Annotated in this window: 19 protein-coding genes and 1 pseudogene; 12 read left to right on the top strand and 8 right to left on the bottom strand. The window is 42.4% G+C overall.

Going from position 1 to position 18,022, the window contains the following annotated elements; all coding sequences use genetic code 11:
- From H6G48_RS00970 to H6G48_RS00955, 4 genes and pseudogenes are all read left to right on the top strand, one after another.
- Positions 1-350, top strand: a pseudogene (locus H6G48_RS00970) (hypothetical protein); the annotation flags it as partial.
- Positions 351-509: 159 nt separating this feature from the next.
- Entirely contained in the window at positions 510-1,610 is a 1,101-nt protein-coding gene (locus H6G48_RS00965; protein ID WP_002797770.1) for a type IV pilus twitching motility protein PilT, read from the top strand.
- 173 nt (positions 1,611-1,783) lie between these two features.
- A complete protein-coding gene (locus tag H6G48_RS00960) occupies positions 1,784-2,998 on the top strand; it encodes a type II secretion system F family protein (RefSeq protein ID WP_190718190.1) in 1,215 nt (404 codons plus the stop codon).
- Between the two features lie 87 nt (positions 2,999-3,085).
- Positions 3,086-3,622 (top strand): hypothetical protein, encoded by a 537-nt coding sequence (locus H6G48_RS00955; protein WP_061432556.1) that lies wholly within the window; start codon positions 3,086-3,088, stop codon positions 3,620-3,622.
- 42 nt (positions 3,623-3,664) lie between these two features.
- Here H6G48_RS00955 and H6G48_RS00950 read toward each other — a convergent pair whose 3' ends face one another.
- Entirely contained in the window at positions 3,665-6,235 is a 2,571-nt protein-coding gene (locus tag H6G48_RS00950; RefSeq protein ID WP_190718188.1) for a TIGR03960 family B12-binding radical SAM protein, read from the bottom strand.
- Between the two features lie 266 nt (positions 6,236-6,501).
- Here H6G48_RS00950 and H6G48_RS00945 point away from each other — a divergent pair, with 266 nt between their 5' ends.
- The 7 genes from H6G48_RS00945 (at position 6,502) to H6G48_RS00915 (ending at position 12,273) form a co-directional block, all read left to right on the top strand.
- Positions 6,502-7,284: an ABC transporter ATP-binding protein gene (locus H6G48_RS00945; protein ID WP_002739028.1), complete on the top strand. Its 783-nt coding sequence runs from the start codon at positions 6,502-6,504 to the stop codon at positions 7,282-7,284.
- A gap of 46 nt (positions 7,285-7,330) precedes the next feature.
- Positions 7,331-8,662 (top strand): MlaD family protein, encoded by a 1,332-nt coding sequence (locus H6G48_RS00940; RefSeq protein WP_190718184.1) that lies wholly within the window; start codon positions 7,331-7,333, stop codon positions 8,660-8,662.
- Positions 8,663-8,844: 182 nt separating this feature from the next.
- Positions 8,845-9,948: a non-hydrolyzing UDP-N-acetylglucosamine 2-epimerase gene (gene wecB, locus H6G48_RS00935; protein WP_190718181.1), complete on the top strand. Its 1,104-nt coding sequence runs from the start codon at positions 8,845-8,847 to the stop codon at positions 9,946-9,948.
- 3 nt (positions 9,949-9,951) lie between these two features.
- Positions 9,952-10,437, top strand: a complete 486-nt coding sequence (locus tag H6G48_RS00930) for a crossover junction endodeoxyribonuclease RuvC (protein WP_002763127.1) — start codon at positions 9,952-9,954, stop codon at positions 10,435-10,437.
- A gap of 261 nt (positions 10,438-10,698) precedes the next feature.
- Entirely contained in the window at positions 10,699-10,950 is a 252-nt protein-coding gene (locus H6G48_RS00925) for a hypothetical protein (RefSeq protein WP_002778026.1), read from the top strand.
- Positions 10,937-11,164, top strand: coding sequence for a hypothetical protein (locus H6G48_RS00920; RefSeq protein WP_002778028.1), 228 nt, complete (start codon positions 10,937-10,939; stop codon positions 11,162-11,164). The genes H6G48_RS00925 and H6G48_RS00920 overlap by 14 nt, the downstream gene beginning before the upstream one ends.
- Before the next feature lie 215 nt (positions 11,165-11,379).
- Entirely contained in the window at positions 11,380-12,273 is an 894-nt protein-coding gene (locus H6G48_RS00915; protein WP_190718178.1) for a rhomboid family intramembrane serine protease, read from the top strand.
- A 36-nt stretch (positions 12,274-12,309) separates the two neighbouring features.
- Here the strand turns inward: H6G48_RS00915 and H6G48_RS00910 are convergent, their stop codons facing one another.
- From H6G48_RS00910 to H6G48_RS00895, 4 genes are all read right to left on the bottom strand, one after another.
- Positions 12,310-12,672, bottom strand: coding sequence for a DUF5615 family PIN-like protein (locus H6G48_RS00910; RefSeq protein WP_190718175.1), 363 nt, complete (start codon positions 12,670-12,672; stop codon positions 12,310-12,312).
- Positions 12,647-13,000 carry a DUF433 domain-containing protein gene (locus H6G48_RS00905; RefSeq protein WP_190718196.1) on the bottom strand — a complete coding sequence of 118 codons (354 nt, stop codon included), beginning with the start codon at positions 12,998-13,000 and terminating at the stop codon, positions 12,647-12,649. Before H6G48_RS00905 ends, H6G48_RS00910 begins: the two co-directional genes overlap by 26 nt.
- A gap of 45 nt (positions 13,001-13,045) precedes the next feature.
- The gene (locus tag H6G48_RS27040; RefSeq protein WP_242034480.1) at positions 13,046-13,423 is read right to left on the bottom strand and encodes a pentapeptide repeat-containing protein; all 378 of its coding nucleotides are present in this window, start codon (positions 13,421-13,423) and stop codon (positions 13,046-13,048) included.
- 200 nt (positions 13,424-13,623) lie between these two features.
- Positions 13,624-13,884, bottom strand: a complete 261-nt coding sequence (locus tag H6G48_RS00895) for an IS66 family transposase (protein WP_190718171.1) — start codon at positions 13,882-13,884, stop codon at positions 13,624-13,626.
- A gap of 345 nt (positions 13,885-14,229) precedes the next feature.
- On the opposite strand from H6G48_RS00895, the gene H6G48_RS00890 reads away from it, so the two are divergent.
- A complete protein-coding gene (locus H6G48_RS00890) occupies positions 14,230-14,553 on the top strand; it encodes a helix-turn-helix transcriptional regulator (RefSeq protein ID WP_190718168.1) in 324 nt (107 codons plus the stop codon).
- On the opposite strand, the gene secF is transcribed toward H6G48_RS00890, so the two are convergent.
- From secF to H6G48_RS00875, 3 genes are all read right to left on the bottom strand, one after another.
- Entirely contained in the window at positions 14,550-15,482 is a 933-nt protein-coding gene (gene secF / locus H6G48_RS00885) for a protein translocase subunit SecF (protein ID WP_190718166.1), read from the bottom strand. The two genes, H6G48_RS00890 and secF, sit on opposite strands and share 4 nt — an antisense overlap.
- Positions 15,483-15,604: 122 nt before the next feature.
- Positions 15,605-17,011, bottom strand: coding sequence for a protein translocase subunit SecD (gene secD, locus H6G48_RS00880; protein ID WP_061432536.1), 1,407 nt, complete (start codon positions 17,009-17,011; stop codon positions 15,605-15,607).
- 26 nt (positions 17,012-17,037) lie between these two features.
- Entirely contained in the window at positions 17,038-18,021 is a 984-nt protein-coding gene (locus tag H6G48_RS00875; RefSeq protein ID WP_002763149.1) for an alpha-ketoacid dehydrogenase subunit beta, read from the bottom strand.
- Position 18,022 lies beyond the last annotated feature (1 nt).

The following is an 18,022-nucleotide window of genomic DNA, read 5'->3' as shown; positions in this document are numbered from 1 at the left end:
AATGGCAGAGTTGGAAAAACAGATTAATCGACTTCCCCATTTGCCAAAGTGGTTTGTGGAAATCCCTTATCAAACCACTTGACTATTGGATCATCTTTTTTATGGAGTTCTCTAAGGAGACGGCCGTCGATGAGGGCATGGTGACACTCCTAGCCTACAGTTTAAATCTGGTGCGCGAGGGTTACACCACCCTCGAAGAAGTGGAACGGGTGACATTTACCGATTCCGGTCTGGAAGCGGAACTAAAAGCCAAACGGAAAAGCGGTTTAATCTGTCGTGGTTGTCGCGCCGAACTACAACCAGAATGGCTCGATTGTCCCTATTGTATGACACCGCGATTTAGTGATTAAGACAGTTTTTCAGTTATCAGTTATCAGTTATGAGATTTGAGTTTTAAGTAAGGAGTATTAAGTGAGTAGTCTTAAATAGCACTTTCCCAATGTCTTTTCACTATTCACTGGTTACTGGTTACTGTTCACTGATTTTACCTTATAGATGGGGTTTAACTTATGGAATTAATGATCGAAGATTTAATGGAACAATTGGTCGAGATGGGCGGTTCCGATATGCACATTCAGTCTGGGGCGCCGGTCTATTTTCGCATTAGTGGCAAACTGTCCCCGATTAATGAAGAATCTTTAACCCCGCAAGATTGTCAGAAATTGATTTTTAGTATGCTCAATAATACCCAAAGAAAAGAGTTAGAGCAGAATTGGGAATTAGACTGTTCCTACGGGGTGAAAGGATTAGCAAGATTTAGGGTCAATGTTTATAAAGAAAGGGGGGCTTATGCAGCTTGTTTACGGGCTTTGTCCTCTAAAATTCCTAACTTTGAACAATTAAATTTACCTAGAGTAGTACGGGAGTTATCGGAAAGACCGAGGGGATTAATTCTCGTAACTGGCCAAACAGGTTCAGGTAAAACTACCACTTTAGCGGCAATTTTAGACTTAATTAATCGGACTAGGTCTGAACATATTTTAACTGTAGAAGACCCAATTGAATACGTTTTTCCTAATATAAAAAGTCTGTTTCACCAACGACAAAAAGGAGAAGATACCAAGAGTTTTGCTAACGCTTTAAGAGCATCTTTACGGGAAGATCCTGATATTATCCTTGTGGGAGAAATGCGGGATTTAGAAACAATTAGTTTGGCAATCACGGCGGCAGAAACCGGTCACTTAGTCTTCGGAACCCTACACACTAGCTCGGCAGCGGGAACAGTGGATCGGATTATTGACGTTTTTCCGGCTAACCAACAGGCACAAATTCGCGCCATGTTATCCAATTCTTTACTAGCAGTTTTTAGTCAAAACCTAGTCAAGAAAAAAAATCCTAAACCGGGGGAATTTGGTCGGGCAATGGTACAGGAAATCATGGTGGTAACTCCAGCGATCGCTAACCTAATTCGGGAAGGAAAAGCCCCCCAAGTCTATTCAGCAATTCAAACGGGAATGAAGTTAGGAATGCAAACCATGGAACAGGGATTAGCTAATTTAGTTGTTAGGGGTGTTGTCTCTTTGGAAGAAGCCATTTCTAAAAGCGGTAAACCCGATGAATTACAACGTCTTATCGCCGGGGCTGGCGCTAACGCTAAAGCCCGGATTTAATAACAAATAGTAACCTTTAAGCGTTCGTCAGCCCCTATCAGTTATCAGTGAACAGTAACCAGTAATCAGTGAAAAGAAAGTACCGAAGTTTTCACTTAACACTATCTACCCACTTAAAACTCCAATCTGATAACTGATAACTGATAACTGATAACTGATAACTGATTTGTCCTATGCCTAATTTTGTCGCACAAGTTAAAAACGGCTCTGGAAAAGTTTTCCAAGAGAAAGTTGAGGCCATGTCTCCCGAACAGGCCCGGTCGATGCTGAAGGCGAAATATGCCGCCGTCGGTAAGGTCAAAAAAGTGGGGGGAGAGATCGATCTTTCCGGTTTAAAGTTGATGTTTGCCAGCATTTCCATCAAAGATAAAGCGGTTTTTTCCCGTCAATTTTCGGTAATGATTAATGCTGGTGTGGCGATTGTGAGATGTTTGGGAGTTTTGGGGGATCAATGCGGTAATCCCAAGATGAAAAAAGCCCTACAAGCGATTAGTGCTGAGGTACAGCAAGGGAGTCCGTTATCGGAAGCGATGGCCAAACATCCCGAATGTTTTGATGAACTTTATGTCAGTATGGTCGAAGCTGGAGAGACGGGGGGGGTACTCGATGAAGTGCTGAACCGTCTCTCGAAACTTTTGGAAGATATGGCCCGCTTGAAAAACCAGATTAAATCAGCGATGACTTATCCGGTAGCGGTGGGAATTTTGGCGGTAATTGTGTTTTTCGGGATGACAATTTTTTTAATTCCCGTGTTTGCGAAAATTTTCATCGATTTAAACGTGCCACTACCGGCCTTAACGCAATTTATGCTCTTTTTAAGTGGTGTGATGCGTAGTTGGTTAATTTTAATTCCGATTGTCACCATTGTTGCCACGGTTTTTTTACTGCGTCGCTATTACAAAACCCCGATGGGTCGTCTGCAAATTGACCAGTTTTTCCTTAAAATGCCTCTTTTTGGTGATTTGAATGAAAAATCGGCTGTGGCTAGATTTTGCCGGGTTTTTGGGACTCTGGCGCGTTCTGGTGTCCCGATTTTAAGTTCCCTCGACATCGTTTCTAATACGGTGGGTAATCAGGTAATTGCCAATGCGATCGCTGGTGCCAAAGCGGAAATTCAGCAGGGGGGAATGATGAGTTTGGCCCTACAAAAAGCCAATGTTTTCCCACCTTTGGCAATTCAAATGATTAGTATTGGCGAGGAAACAGGAGAATTAGATGCCATGATGATGAAAGTGGCGGATTTCTACGAAGATGAGGTGGAACAGGCCATTAAAGCTTTAACCAGTATCATTGAACCCTTGATGATGGTTGGTGTTGCGGGGATGGTGGGAACTATTCTTTTGTCTATGTACCTGCCCATGTTTAAAATCTTCGATGCGTTGGGATAAGTTGATCAGTGATCAGTGACTATTGCCGGTAGCTGGAAATCGGCAAGATTTGAATTTTCATCTCCTTTTATTTGATTAGGTGAATCTGTGTCTTACGAAACTTTATTAGCGGAATATAGCTGTCGTGAGGGGGCGATCGAATTATTGCGACAATATCGCCCCTATTTAGAGTTAATTCCTAGTATGCGTCGTCCTGAAGAGAGTTTAATTACTATTCCCTTGCCCTTGGTCAGAATTCGTCCATCTTCTGCCCTTGAATCTAGAAAGACGGTACAATTAGCCTGTGATTTGGCGATTCTGATGTGTGATCCGGAATGGAAAATTAAATTAGGTTCAGAAATCCTGATTTTTATCCATCGTCCGGGGGAAGATTTTTCTGATTTGTTGAAACGCTGGCGCGAAACACAAATATGTTTAGATAAAGAATATGAATGGTTAATGCCCCCCAGAGAACAACATATGTTTAGTGAAGGTGCAGAAACAATTCATCCTTTATTTGTGGTTTTTGATCAAACGGCCGAGAGAATAAAAAAGGGTTTAAGAGGGGCTTTTTTACCGATGGTTGTTCAAAGTTATCGGCCAGCTTTGATTGATGATTGCTTAGAATTAGTCGATCAAGATTAGCTGACTCTCTGGGGTGAGTATAAAGGGAACAGTTGACGATGGTTAAGTTCCTAAAATCAAGCCCTGACGATGGCAATTAAGCAGCGAAATTTCCTGTCCAGAAACCCTTTCTAACATCTCGACGAGATGATCGGGCTGTAGTAAAGTGCCATCATTGCGACAACTGCCCACATAGCACAAAACGGCTTCCTTGTCAACAGTTTTTAACTCTAATTCATATAATTGTTCTCGCAGATTAATCGTGACTTTTTTGCCGGATTTGGTGGTTTTTTCCCGTTCCATCACCGTTGCTTGCTTAATCGCCTCGAGCCAATTTTGCCATTGTTGGCAGTCGATTCCCTCACTGTTAAAAGTGAGCAAATACTCCGCTTTTTCCAACAAACGGGTGGCAGCCGGGGCATTTAAGGGAATTTCTTCCACCTGATAAACTGGTAAATCTGCGGGCAATTGTGCGCTTAATTGCTGTTTAAACCTCTCTAAATCGATCACTTTTGTCAATTCAAAATCGACAATCTCACCGCTACTGGTTGCTCCCAAGGATAAAGCATTGGCGATCGAAATGCGCGGACCAGGGTGAAATCCACCGGTAAAGGAAATGGGAATAGCAGCCCGACGGACGACGCGATCAAATAAACGCACCAGATCCAAGTGGCTAACTAGGGCCATTTCGCCAATTTTGCCAAACCAAACCCGAATTCTTTGGGTGCGTTCTTGATTGGGTTGAAAATGTCCGGCAAAAGCGGGAATCGGGGGCGCTTCAATGACGATATTATGACCAAAATCGAGGCTACAAACGCCACAATGGGAACAACCCTCAAAAGAACAATCGGGGACCGTTGCCGCGTCTAGGGCGCGTTTTAAGTCCTCCTGTAGCCATTTTTTATCGATACCGGTATCCAGATGATCCCAGGGCAAAGGACGCTCTAAAATATCTTTGTCTGCATCGGCAAAAATATGCCATTCTCCCTGTTCTATCTGACGATATTTCCAAGTTAAACCGGATTCTTTGATCGCCTGTGACCATGCTTGATAGGCTTTCTCTGTATTATCCCACCAAGCATCCATCCCGGCTCCCAATTGCCAAGCGCGCAGCACCACTTTCCCTAAACTTCTGTCACCGCGACCGATAAAATCTTCCATGGCCGAGATGCGGACATCGGTATAATTGACTTTTACCCCTCTCATGCCTTGGAATTCCTGTCTTAATAACTCCTGTTTGCGGATAAATTCGGCCGTCGAGACGGAATGCCACTGGAAGGGGGTATGGGGTTTAGGGGTAAAATTAGAGATAGTTAGGGTAAAATCGAGGGGTTTCCGCTTCGGTAAACGACATTCCCGACGCAACCAACGCAGGGTTTCCGCGATACCGATGACATCCACATCGGTTTCCCCTGGCAAACCAATCATAAAATAGAGTTTGACCTTATCCCAACCCTGTTCGACAGCAGTTTTTATCCCTCTGAGTAATTCTTCGTTGGTTAACCCTTTGTTAATCACATCGCGCATTCGTTGGGTTCCCGCTTCCGGTGCAAAGGTTAAACCCGATTGACGATTGCCCCCAATTATGTTAGCAATATTTTCATCAAAGCGATCGACTCTTTGACTGGGTAAGGATAGAGATATATTCTCATTCTGGAGACGGTTTTTAATCTCCATACCCACGGCAGGTAAAGCTAGATAATCGGAGCAACTGAGAGATAATAAGGAAAATTCGTTATATCCCGTCGCTCGCATTCCTTTTTCAATCGATTCGATTACTGCTTCCGGTTGCACATCCCGCGCGGGACGGGTTAACATCCCCGGTTGACAGAAACGACATCCCCTAGTGCAACCGCGACGAATTTCCACCACCAGGCGATCGTGAACCGTTTCCACGAAGGGAACTAAACCGATAGAATAGGCTGGGATAGGAGTCGCTACCCGGCGTAAAATTCTTGGCGGTACATCGTCACGATTGGGGATAACTGCACCGATTGGGGTGACATCGTAGAAACGCGGGACATATACCCCCGGAATTTGGGCTAAATCTAGTAATAGTTCTTCTTTGCTTAGATTAGCTAGTTTACCTTCTTCTAAAATTAAACCGATTTCTGGCAATAATTCTTCGCCATCACCAAGGGCGATAAAATCAAAAAAGTCGGCATAGGGTTCGGGGTTAGAGGTGGCAGTTTGTCCCCCGGCAAAAATTAGCGGATAGTTACCCGAGTCTCTTGCTCTCCAAGTCAAGGGAATTGCCGCTAGGTCGAGCATTTCTAAAATATTGGTGGCTCCTAGCTCATAACTGAGACTAAAACCCAGAATATCAAAATCTGTGAGGCAACGACGGGATTCTAGGGCAAATAAGGGGGTTTTTGTCTGTTTGAGTTTTTGGGCTAAATCCGGTGCGGGTAAATAAGTGCGATCGCAGAGTTGGCGGGGTTGAGCATTGAGGATATTGTAGAGGATAATATGGCCGAGGTTAGATGCCCCCACTTCGTACACTTCCGGATAGGTTAACACCCAACGCACCACAGCACTTGCCCATTCTTTATGTTTAGCGCCTAACTCGTTGCCCAAATAACGCGCTGGTCGAAAAATGTCGGGGGTAAGCAGTTGGTCTAAAGCAATAGTCACGGCAATCTACCTCAGATATCGTCAGCAATGGGTGCTTTTCTACTATAGCAGCCAGAATCGAGTCAGTATTCAGGAGTCGGGAGATAGGGTTTTGGGGTGATAGGGTGATAGGGTGATAGGGTGATGAGACAGCTTCCCCACTTCCCCACTTCCCCACTTCCCCACACCCCACACCCCACACCCCACACCCCACTTCCCCACTTCCCTATCTACCCCACTTCCCCATCTCCCTAAAATTCCAGAGGCTATAAGATAATTAAGCGACGATGAAAGAACCGTTAATTGAATTGAGAGGAGTATCGAAAAGATTCGGGGATAATGTTATTCTCGATGGTTTAGATTTAACCATTTATCGAGGGGAGGCCCTGGTAATTATCGGGCCGTCGGGAACGGGAAAATCAACGGTTTTACGGTTAATTGCGGGATTAACGGGGATAAATGCTGGAGAAATTCGTATTAAAGGTCAATTGCGTCAGGGATTGCTAGAAGATGGTCGAGAAGCGATGCGAACTTCCTTAGTTTTTCAACAAACGGCCCTGTTTGATTCTCTCACCGTCGGGGAAAATGTCGGTTTTTATCTTTATGAACAAACTAATTTAAAAAAAGCCATAATTAGGGAATTAGTGGAAAAAAGCCTGGAAATGGTCGGTTTACAGGGAATTAGTGACCTTTATCCTTCGGAACTATCGGGGGGAATGCGTAAACGGGTGGCTTTTGCCCGCGCTATTATCACTAATCCCGATAATCCAGCTGATAATCCTGAATTACTGCTGTATGATGAACCTACCGCCGGATTAGACCCGATAGCTTCCACAATTATCGAGGATCTAGTGCGGACTCTCCATGAAAAATCAGGGTCTGCGAACACTTATGTGATGGTTTCTCACCAACAAAGCACCATCCGACGCACCGCCGATCGAGTAGTATTTCTCTATCAGGGAAAAGTGCAATGGCAGGGATTAGTGGCAGATATCGATCGTACCGATCATCCCATGATCCGGCAATTTTTTAGCGCCAGCATTGAAGGCCCGATTAGGACAATCGTTTAAGCTAGATTAAGCTAAATTAAGAACTATCGAGAATGAGAGAAAAATCATGCAGAGTTCGCGAGCTTTACGGGAAGGAAGACTAGGTTTGTTTGCTCTAGGCGGATTATTGGTCTTTGGGGCGCTCGCTATCTGGGTTCGCGGGGGAGGATTTGGTCAAAGAACCTATCAATTAATCTTCGAGTTTGCTGACGTGGAAGGGTTACAAGTCGGGGCACCGGTGCGTTTTCGCGGGGTGAGAGTGGGAAGAATTACGAGTTTTATCCCGGGGAGTAATCAAGTGGAGGTTATTGCCGAGATTGCTTCTGCTACTTTAGTTATGCCTAGGAAGGTAACTGTTACTACCAATCTTTCCGGATTAATTGGGGAGGCAGCCATCGATATCACTCCCTTAGTTTCTTTAAGTGCTGAGTCCAAAAATCTCGACCCTCTGAGTCCCGACTGTGATCAACAGCTAATTCTCTGTAATAATACTCGTTTACAGGGGACAACAGGAACACAATTAATGTCTAGTGTTGGTCGTTTAGTGGATACTTTTACCAGTCCTGAATTTGTGGGTAATCTCAATGATGTCACCAAAAATACCGCTATAGCAGCTCAAAAAATCGCCCGTTTATCCGATGATACCTCCCAGACTATCCGTAATGCCCAAAGAGAAATCTCTCGTCTATCTTTGGAATTAGCTACCACCAGTCGCTCGGTGACTAATACAGCTAATAATGCCTCCCGTTTTGTCAATACTTTAGATAATACCGTTCAGGAAAATCGCAGTCAAATCAGCAGAACTTTTCAACAATCTTCCCAATTGGTCGCTAATCTCAATGCTGTTCTCAGCGAAAATCGGGGACAAATTGTTAATACTCTCGATAATATTAATCAAGCTAGTTTAGGTATTGGTAGTCTCGCTAATAATCTCAATAATACCGCCCTGAGGTTGAATGCAGGTTTAGATGAAATTGATACTAAACAAGTCATGCAAAATATCGAGACTATTTTGAATAATGCGGTGGAAACATCGAATAATTTACGAGAAATTACTAAAACTATTAACGATCCTGCTACAATTGTCGTACTGCAAAAAACTCTCGAATCCGCTAGGGTGACTTTTGAAAATACTCAAAAAATCACCTCCGATATCGATGAGTTAATTGGTGATCCCCAATTTCGCGAGAATTTAAGACGTTTAATCGATGGCTTAAGTAATCTGCTTTCTTCCGGGGAACAATTAGAATATAATTTGCGTATCGCTCAAACTTTAGATACCATGACTCAAGAGTTAGCTAAACAAAAAGTTTTGACCATCTCTCGACCTTTAAATCCTAAGCAAATGCAACTCTATCCCCAATTTATCGTTCAACAACCACAAACGAGTGAAAAATGACAAAACAGCACAATTCAAGAGATAGAATATGAATTATGAATTATGAATTGTGAATTATGAATTATGAATTAGGGAGAATAAATAAAAATAATCCTCCTGTCTCGGAGTCTCCTGTCTCGGAGTCTCCTGTCTCGGAGTCTCCTGTCTCCTGACGGCTAAAATAACTGATAACTGATAATAATATGTTGAAATCAATTTGTATTACTCTTGGAACTCGTCCCGAAGCGATTAAATTAGCTCCCGTTATTCGTGCTTTTCAAGAATCGGAACAGTTTCAAACCCATGTAATTCTGACGGGACAGCATAAAGAAATGGTAGCGCAGGTGATGGAATTATTTGCTTTAAAAGCAGATGAAAATCTCGATATTATGCAAACTCGTCAAACGTTAACTGATATTACTTGCCGCAGTTTACGGGGTTTAGAAACGGTTTTTGAGCGCATAAAACCAGATTTAATTATTGTGCAAGGTGATACTACCACTGCTTTTGCTGCTGCTTTAGCGGCTTTTTATCAACAAATTCCTATCGCTCATGTGGAAGCAGGATTAAGAACTAATGATATCTATAATCCCTATCCCGAAGAAGCTAATCGCCGCCTAATTTCTCAACTGACTACCCTACATTTTGCTCCCACTACTTTAGCCGTGGAAAATTTAAAAAAATCTGGGGTGACAGGAAATATTCACCACACCGGCAACACGGTTATTGATGCTTTATTAACTGTGGCTAAAACCGCCCCAGAATGTCAAATTGCGGGCTTAAATTGGTCAGATTATCGGGTTTTATTAGCTACGGTTCACCGCCGGGAAAATTGGGGCGAACCCTTACAGGATATTATCAAAGGATTCACTTTGTTGTTAGAAAAATATACCGATACAGCCCTATTATTACCCCTCCATCGCAATCCCACCGTCCGAGAACCAATAAAGTCCGCTTTGGGCAATCATCCCAGGGTATTTTTAACTGAACCTCTCGATTATGCCGAGTTAGTGGGGGCGATTCAACGCTGTTATTTATTATTAACTGATTCTGGGGGCATTCAAGAAGAAGCCCCGAGTTTAGGAAAACCGGTTTTAGTATTGCGAGAAACCACGGAAAGACCGGAAGCAGTACAAGCGGGAACAGCGAAATTAATTGGTACTAATCCAGAGCAAATTTTAGCACAAGCGGGAGAATTATTAGGGGATAAAATCGCCTATGATCGTATGGCTAATGCAATTAATCCTTTTGGAGATGGACAAGCATCCCAAAGAATCCTCCAAATCGTCCAAGATTTTTTGGCTTAATCTATGACTACTTGGTTGGGTATCGACCCCGGATTAGCGATTGTCGGTTGGGCTATTCTCCGGGATAATAGTGAGTTAATGCCGATTTTAGTCGATTACGGCACGATCGAAACTTCTAAAAATCTTTCTACTGCCCAGCGTTTGATTGAAATTGAACGGGATTTAAAGGAGTTAATCGCAGAATATAAACCGGGGGAAATTGCCGTGGAAATGCCCTTTTTTAACCGGCAAATCAAGGCAGCCGGTGGAGTCCTGCAAGCATTGGGAATTATCAATCTAGTTAGCTGTCGCGATGGGGGAATTGAACCGATTTTCCTCCATCAAGCTAGTTGGAAATGTCATCTGGGCCATGGTAGGGCCACTAAAGCGGAGGTGGCCGAACAAATTAAGTATTTATTCGGATTGACAAAAATGCCCATTAATGATGCTGTAGATGCTATAGCGATCGCATACGCTGCTTTCAGTGGCGTTCGCAATCAAATCTCTTGAAGCAATTTGACGAAATTGGCGCAAAAATTTAGCTGACAACTAAAAGCCATCTTTAAGCTTGCACTATCTTAGTTCGATGGGACGGTTGAAGATAATAAGGCCTTCAAATATCTTTGATTAGCGTTGGGTTTCCTTCCTCAACCCAACCTACCATATCAGCGATCGCACCAAAGGGTTTAAGTGTGGAATTGTGATAATTGTCATCGTCAATGCTAATGGTATAGTTCTTAAATGAGTATAAGTTTAAAATAATGAAAATAAATGAAAATAAAAGTTTCTCAAAAAAAGGGATCATCAAACGAAGTTAACCCTCAGTTAAAGCATATTGCCTATTCGATGGACGCACTGATTCCAGGCTTTTATATTTGGTTGGGTTCTTTCTGTTGGCGATTGGGGGGTAGTGATGCAGAAGAAAGTTATCCAGGAACAATACATAGTTTTGCGGGTATCAGCTTAGTTTTACCCGGTTATCAAATTTTTACAACCTATAAAGGGAGTTATGACCCTCGATAAGCATCAAATTGATGGTCTTTCTCCCATTTCATCTAAAACAATGCCAGCAGAAGTTTTTGAACAATTGATGTTCAATGCTGGTTATGCCGTTGTTGGGTCTGCTCCAGCCAAGGGAAATAGAATTAAAGTCTGGTGGAATCATTCTAGTTTTCGTCGTGTTGAAGCAATTTATGGTGACGATAGAAGTCTGGTTATTACGGCTTATCATCCATGAATCATGAGCTTTCTGTTACGAAAATATATTTATTGTTTACCCACAACGGGCCCAACCTACAAGATCAGCGATCGCACTGTAGGTTAAGGGGTTATTATCGGCATCGGTGGCGGTAATTGTGCCTACAGGAGTATTGATGGTGCAAGTTAATGTTGTCTGGCTCAGTGTCTGAACTATAATGGGGAATGACTAGAGTTTTCTCCCTCAAAAAGTATATGGCAAGAAGAACTAATCATCTCATGACTGGTCACTTAAAGACAAAAATGACGATTATAGGTGTTTTTGTCGCTATTTTCTGGATTGTAGAAATTTTAGACCAATTTGTTTTTGATCATCAATTAAATCAATATGAGATTATTTCTTCTTCTTTGCCTTTTGGGTTAAGATGGATTTTATTCGCCCCGTTTCTACATGGTAGTTTTAAATATCTTATTGTCGGTACTATAGGGTTTGTGATTTTAGGCTTGTCAGTCAAGTCCTATAAAATTCGTCATTTTTGGATTGTTACTATCATCACTAGGATTGTTGGAGGATTGGGGATTTGGATCTTCGCCCCGACTAACACTCCTCAGATTGGGTTGAGTAGCCTGATTTTTGGCTATCTAGGATTTTTAGCGTTAGGAGGTCAGAGTAATTTTGATCCAAATTATGATAAGGATGGCTTTCTGGTCAATTTTTTATATGTTTACCTTTCAATTTTTTTAGTTTTTGTTTTTATATATGGGCAACAAATTTCTCACTTGCTATCTGGATTTTTAACTGGCACTTTAGCGGCTGAGTTCATTGCTCAAGAAAAAGGAAGAGCCATGAGAAGTGTGTTTTTTCGTCTATTTTTCTTTATTTTTATCACTTTTTGGTTTGTAAATTGGCTATTGACTGGTGATAATTTCATCAATTTCATATTGGGAGTCATTGGTTTTATCGCTTGTGCAATAGCTGGAGGATCTTCAAGCACATCAGGGGAACAGAAAGATACAATTCCTCAAACGGGTCACGCAGAGGCGCGTCATCGTGATCGTGTAGAAGCAGAAGAACGATATCGCCAGTGGAAAGAACAAGAACAGCGCGATTGGGAAGAACAACAACGGCAAAATAATGAAGATCGTTGATGGTGATAAATTATATTATGCTTAAGTCAAACAGATTCAAGGTAAAAGAAGATAATCAATTCGGTCTTGATACTCATTATCAAATGAAGCTTCAGCCGCCAGAATTAACTCATCTATATTTTCCCCAATACTCAAATTAGGATTCAGAATAAAAATACCTGGAATATGACGATGATTTTGTAGATGATCTGCTAAATGTACGGGCATAGAAGTCCGATTATTTGTTACCAGAATAAAATTATTTTCTTCACACCAGCAGAGAATTTCAGGATCTAATGTTCCTTTATCTGGTGTAACAGGTTCTCCAATAACTCTAATAACTAAATCAGGCTTGAGTCTTCTTAGTTGAGTCGCATAGAGAGGATCAACATTTTCATCTAAGAGATATTTCAGACTCATTTGCTTGTTTGATTGCTTTTCTTTGTTGCCTTAACTTTCTCAATTTTTCTGCAACAGGAGGAGGATTTTGTTTTTGTATTTCTCTCATTCTTTCTCCATGTTCGATCCATTCGGTTAAGTAATTGGTTATTTTTTCTTGCTCATGCAAATAGTACAGAATTGTTGCATAAACTTGTTCTAAGCTCAAAGATGAGTAAGTTTTAGCAATTTCTTCAGGTGTTTTGGCATGATAAATATAGTCATAGAGAATGGTTTCAATACCAATTCTTGTTCCTTTTAACCGAATGTCATTAGGGGCTAGAAAGTTAAAATAGTCTTCGAGTTGCATCATAAAATTTACCGAAGCTGTACTGAATCTAAAGGATAGTGTTAGTTATTTACACCATGCTGTACTTGTGCTTCCATCTAGCCCTGTGTAAGTTGTCCAAGTATGACATCTTACACCATTAAAATTAGCATCTGTAACATCGGCACCTGTAAAATTAGCCTGGCCTATATCAGCATTTATCAAACTTGCTACCTTTAAATTGGCATCCATTAATTTTGTCTCGCCCATATAAGAACTGTTAAGTCTTGCGCTAGATAGATTTGCCCCTATCAACTTGGCACCACCCAAGTTAGATCCCGTCAAAATTGCATTACTTAGATTGGCTTTTGTCAAATCAGAACCGCTTAGATTAACACCACTCAAATCCGCACCTTGTAAATTGGCTTGTCTTAGATTTAATCCCCTCAAATCCGCACCACTCAAATCACATCCTGGGCATTGTTTGGTTTACTTAAGTTTCTTAACATGATCAGGATTTTCTGCACGGCTAGGATTAGCTAAACTAACACAAGATAGGATAAAAATTGAAAAAAGAGTAGTTAATTTCATAACTGTTCCACCTCAATCAACTTGAAAACGGGATAACCAACGGACTATCGTAACACAGAATTTTCCTAAAATATTCAAGATAATAGCAAAATTTTATGATTCCCTGCTACCACCCAAATCTCATTCCCTGCTTGAGCCGCTGCACTAGAGCGCGACAGCATGACTTGAAAGAAGCTGACCGACGGGGTGACGGCCACCCACAACCAAGCTCTCTTGGACTGAGGATTTTGTCCATCGGCATTTCCTTGTGCAAAACCCGTCTCGTCGGCCCCCACTATCGGCGCGGCTTGGATGTAGGCTTCGGCTTCCGCCACAGAGGGCTGATAGTGCCTCACTTCCTTCCTTTCTCAGACGATTGACTGTCCCCAGAGACATCTTCACCCCAAATAAGTCGGACATCGTACAAACCACCATCCGATGGGAATGACGGTACATTCCACTCAAGACTGAGACGATGGATACCGCTCTCTCGGAGTAGCCGCTCTCTTCTACGTCTTTGGGGAGGAGGGATCGGGTTTTTTCGCCGCAGTAACGCACCAAATCCCCAAAATGGCTACCAGATATTATAAGGCGATCGCCGCTTTGATTGACACAAGCAAAAACTTCAACAGATATAATGGGGCTTGACAGGTGGTATCAGTTATCAAAGCACGGCTCAAGGGATTGAAGGAGGAACTCTCATGAGTGAAGAACAATTTGAACTGGTACAAGGTAGCGGTAATGTGTACCGCGATTTTGGCGATGTAGATGCGGACGTGCGACAAGCGAAAGCACTGCTTGCTGCTGAAATTATCAAGGTTCTGGAGAAGGAAGACTTATCAACCCGCGATGCTCAAGTGCGAACTGGAATTAATCACAGTGAATTTGTCCAGATTCGCCGTGCTAATTTGGGACGCTTTACTATTGACCGTTTGATCTCAATTTTGGGTCGTCTCAATCAACAGGTTGAAATTACTATTACGACCTATCCAAGAACCACTGATTCTTCACCAATGGCATCCTAACTGTAATTGAGTGTGGGTCGATGGGAACGACCGCGCCACCAAGCTAGTAGGGTACTAGCGATAAAAATACTCGAATAGGCCCCGGCTACGAAACCAATAATTAAAGCTAGGGCAAAATATTTTAAGGTGCTGCCACCAAAGAGAAAAATCGCCACCAGAGGCAATAAAGTGGTCAGGGTGGTATTAATTGAACGAGTTAGTGTTTGACTCACCGCATTATCGACAATTTCATCCACGGATAATTCGGGGGTATTGACAAAATTTTCCCGAACGCGATCATAAATTACCACTGTGTCGTTAACAGAAAAGCCCACAATTGTCAAGAGGGAAACCAAAAATAAACTATCCACTTCTACCCCCGCAATTAAGCCTAAAACCGCAAAGACCCCTAAAGTGATCAAAACGTCGTGCAGCAGGGCGACAATGGCAAAAAAAGCGTAATCCCGTTGAAAACGAAAGCTTAGATAGACAGCAATGCCAAAAAATGACACTAATAAAGCTAAAAATCCCGACCTAAATAATTCTTGACCGATGGTGGGACCGACGGTATCGATTTGACTGGTTTCGGGGTCAAAGGCACCGATTTTCTGGTTTAAGGTGTCGAGTAATTTTGTTCTCTGTTCTTCTGCGAGGGTTTTCGTCCGCACCGATAAAGTATATTTATCCAACACCTGCACACTACTGTTACCCAATCCTTCCTCGTCTAAAATCACTTGCACTTCGGCAGTAGTTAAGGGTTTCTCACAGTTATTCTTTTTGGCACAGGCTAATTCTATCTGAATTCTCGTACCACCAACAAAATCTAAACTCGGTCGCAAAGGCGCTTGAATAGTGAACCAAGAAATTACCATGGCCAAAATACTACCAATCGTCAGCAGGGCCGAGACTGTCCACCAAAAATTACGCTGTTTTGTAACGTTAAATGCCATATTGATTAAGTAAAAAAGTAAAAAGGAAAAAGGAATTTGGGGAGTAGGGAGTGGCAATCGGTGGGTTACGGCGAATATGAAATTATTGGTTAACAGCATAACTTGTCGTCGCCTAACCCACCCTACTGATTTGCCGGTAAATTAGGGCAGAAAAGTTCGGGTTTTTGACGGACGCTGGGGACGTTTAACACGGTGATTAACAGGAGAGTGCGACTACAGGTTAAAGCGGTAAACATACTCACAGCTACCCCAATGGCTAAAGTTAAAGCAAAACCTTTGACTAATCCTGAACCCAACCAAAATAAGGCAGCACAGGCGATTAAAGTAGTGACATTACTATCAAGAATACTGGAAAAAGCCCGATAAAATCCCGACTCTACTGCCCGAAATAGGGATTTTCCGGCCCTTAATTCCTCCCGGGTACGCTCAAAAATTAGTACATTTGCATCAACTGCCATGCCGATACTGAGGATAAATCCGGCAATACCGGGTAACGTCATGGTGACTCCCACTAAGGCAAAAGCCCCCAGAGAGAGAATAGTATAGATAATCAGGGAAACATCGGCAATAATACCGGGTAAACGGTAATAAACCGCCATGAAGATTAAAACTAACAGTAAACCCACTAAACCGGCGTAGATACTGCGACGGATGCTATCCTGGCCTAAAGTTGCCCCGACGGTGCGAATTTCTTCCACTTTAACGGGGAAAGGTAGAGAACCACCGCGCAATTGAATCGCTAGATCGTTGGCAGTTTCGGCGGTAAAATTACCGGTAATCACGGCCCGGCCTCCTGTAATTCCCGTTTGGGCAAACTGCACATCAACCACAGGGGCGCTAATTAATTCATTATCGAGGAAAATCCCAATACTGCGACCAGTACCTGCGATCGCTTTAGTCAGTTCGGCAAATTTACTGCCCCCTTCCGAGTCGAAGGTAATGGCCACTTCCCAGTTAGTCCCTTGGGTGGAACTAATGGTGGCATTTTGCAGATTTTTTCCAGTTAAGTCCACCGATTCAAATAAATTTAAAATCGCCTGTTTAGATTTTTGCAGAGATTGTTCTAGTTCGGCAATTTTAGCGGCATTTTCGGGTTTATTCTCGGCTTTGAGGGCGGCTAATTCCGCTTTTTTTTGTTGAAAAATTGAATATTCAGCCCGGAATTCTCCTTCTGTACCTTGTTTTTGCTGACGAAATTCTAATTGGGCCTGAACATTTAAGTTTCTCTCCGCTTCTTTGGGATTTGTGACCCCGGGTAGTTGCACGATTACCTGATTTTTACTGTCCACAGTCTGCACTAATGATTCAGAAACACCCAGGGCATTAACGCGGTTTTCAATCACATTTTGTACGGCTTTTAAATCATTAGGTTGAATGGTTGTGACGGTTTCAGTGGGTTTAACCTGAATGGTTAATTGACTACCACCGCGCAGGTCTAAACCTAATTGTAGGGGTAACTTAATCAGGACGAAGATCGAGGCAATAACCAGGCCGATGATCAGTAACAATAACCAATTTTGTCTCTGCATAACTTCAGTATCAAAAGGAGAATTTTTTAAATGCGATCACCGACGATTTTTTGGACAGCTTCGACAATTTGATTAGGTTGAATAATCGTCAATCTTTCTAGATTACCGTTATAAGGTGTGGGGATATCTTGGGAAGATAATCTTAACACGGGGGCATCTAATTCATCGAATAACTGCTCGTTAATTAAAGCAATTAACTCGGAAGCAATTCCTGCCGTTTTCATACATTCTTCCACGATAATCACCCTGTGAGTCTTGCGAATCGAAGCGGCGATCGTCTCCATATCAAAGGGTTTCAGGGAAATTAAATCGATAATTTCTGGATCATAGCCATCTTTTTCTAACTGTTTTAATGCCTGTAAACAGTGATGACGCATCCGCGAATAGGTGAGAATGGTGATATCTTCTCCCTTGCGAACGATTTCGGCTTTATCGAGGGGTAAAAGATACTCGGTATCAGGTAAATTTTCCTTGAGATTATAGAGAAGAACGTGTTCAAAGAAAAGCACGGGGTTATTATCTCTAATCGCCGATTTTAATAAACCTTTGGCGTTGTAAGGAGTGGAACAAGCGACAATTTTTAGTCCGGGTACCGCGTGAAAATAGGCCTCTAAACGTTGGGAATGTTCCGCACCTAATTGTCTGCCCACACCCCCCGGACCACGGATAACCATGGGTATTTTAAAATTACCGCCGGAAGTATAACGTAACATCCCGGCATTGTTGGCAATTTGGTTAAAGGCAAGCAGAAGAAAACCCATATTCATGCCTTCAATAATCGGACGCAATCCCGTCATGGCTGCCCCCACTGCCATGCCCGTAAAACTATTTTCAGCGATGGGAGTATCTAAAACCCTTAAATCGCCATATTTTTTGTAGAGATCTTTGGTAACTTTGTAGGAACCACCGTAATGACCCACATCTTCACCCAAAACAAATACTGTCTGGTCGCGGCCCATTTCCTCATCGATCGCCTGTCGCAAAGCATTAAATAATAGGGTTTCTGCCATA

The organism is Microcystis flos-aquae FACHB-1344 (assembly GCF_014698375.1).
GTDB classification, from domain to species: domain Bacteria; phylum Cyanobacteriota; class Cyanobacteriia; order Cyanobacteriales; family Microcystaceae; genus Microcystis; species Microcystis aeruginosa.
Note: the sequence above shows the minus strand (reverse complement) of the source record. Positions and strands in the feature narration are given on the sequence as shown.

Excerpts from the sequence above, each read along its gene's own strand:
- H6G48_RS00965 (WP_002797770.1), top strand. The coding sequence starts at position 510 with ATGGAATTAATGATCGAAGATTTAATGGAACAATTGGTCGAGATGGGC.
- H6G48_RS00960 (WP_190718190.1), top strand. The coding sequence starts at position 1,784 with ATGCCTAATTTTGTCGCACAAGTTAAAAACGGCTCTGGAAAAGTTTTC.
- H6G48_RS00945 (WP_002739028.1), top strand. The coding sequence starts at position 6,502 with ATGAAAGAACCGTTAATTGAATTGAGAGGAGTATCGAAAAGATTCGGG.
- H6G48_RS00940 (WP_190718184.1), top strand. The coding sequence starts at position 7,331 with ATGCAGAGTTCGCGAGCTTTACGGGAAGGAAGACTAGGTTTGTTTGCT.
- wecB (WP_190718181.1), top strand. The coding sequence starts at position 8,845 with ATGTTGAAATCAATTTGTATTACTCTTGGAACTCGTCCCGAAGCGATT.
- H6G48_RS00930 (WP_002763127.1), top strand. The coding sequence starts at position 9,952 with ATGACTACTTGGTTGGGTATCGACCCCGGATTAGCGATTGTCGGTTGG.
- H6G48_RS00925 (WP_002778026.1), top strand. The coding sequence starts at position 10,699 with ATGAAAATAAAAGTTTCTCAAAAAAAGGGATCATCAAACGAAGTTAAC.
- H6G48_RS00920 (WP_002778028.1), top strand. The coding sequence starts at position 10,937 with ATGACCCTCGATAAGCATCAAATTGATGGTCTTTCTCCCATTTCATCT.
- H6G48_RS00915 (WP_190718178.1), top strand. The coding sequence starts at position 11,380 with ATGGCAAGAAGAACTAATCATCTCATGACTGGTCACTTAAAGACAAAA.
- H6G48_RS00910 (WP_190718175.1), bottom strand. The coding sequence starts at position 12,672 with ATGAGTCTGAAATATCTCTTAGATGAAAATGTTGATCCTCTCTATGCG.
- H6G48_RS00905 (WP_190718196.1), bottom strand. The coding sequence starts at position 13,000 with ATGCAACTCGAAGACTATTTTAACTTTCTAGCCCCTAATGACATTCGG.
- H6G48_RS00890 (WP_190718168.1), top strand. The coding sequence starts at position 14,230 with ATGAGTGAAGAACAATTTGAACTGGTACAAGGTAGCGGTAATGTGTAC.
- secF (WP_190718166.1), bottom strand. The coding sequence starts at position 15,482 with ATGGCATTTAACGTTACAAAACAGCGTAATTTTTGGTGGACAGTCTCG.
- secD (WP_061432536.1), bottom strand. The coding sequence starts at position 17,011 with ATGCAGAGACAAAATTGGTTATTGTTACTGATCATCGGCCTGGTTATT.
- H6G48_RS00875 (WP_002763149.1), bottom strand. The coding sequence starts at position 18,021 with ATGGCAGAAACCCTATTATTTAATGCTTTGCGACAGGCGATCGATGAG.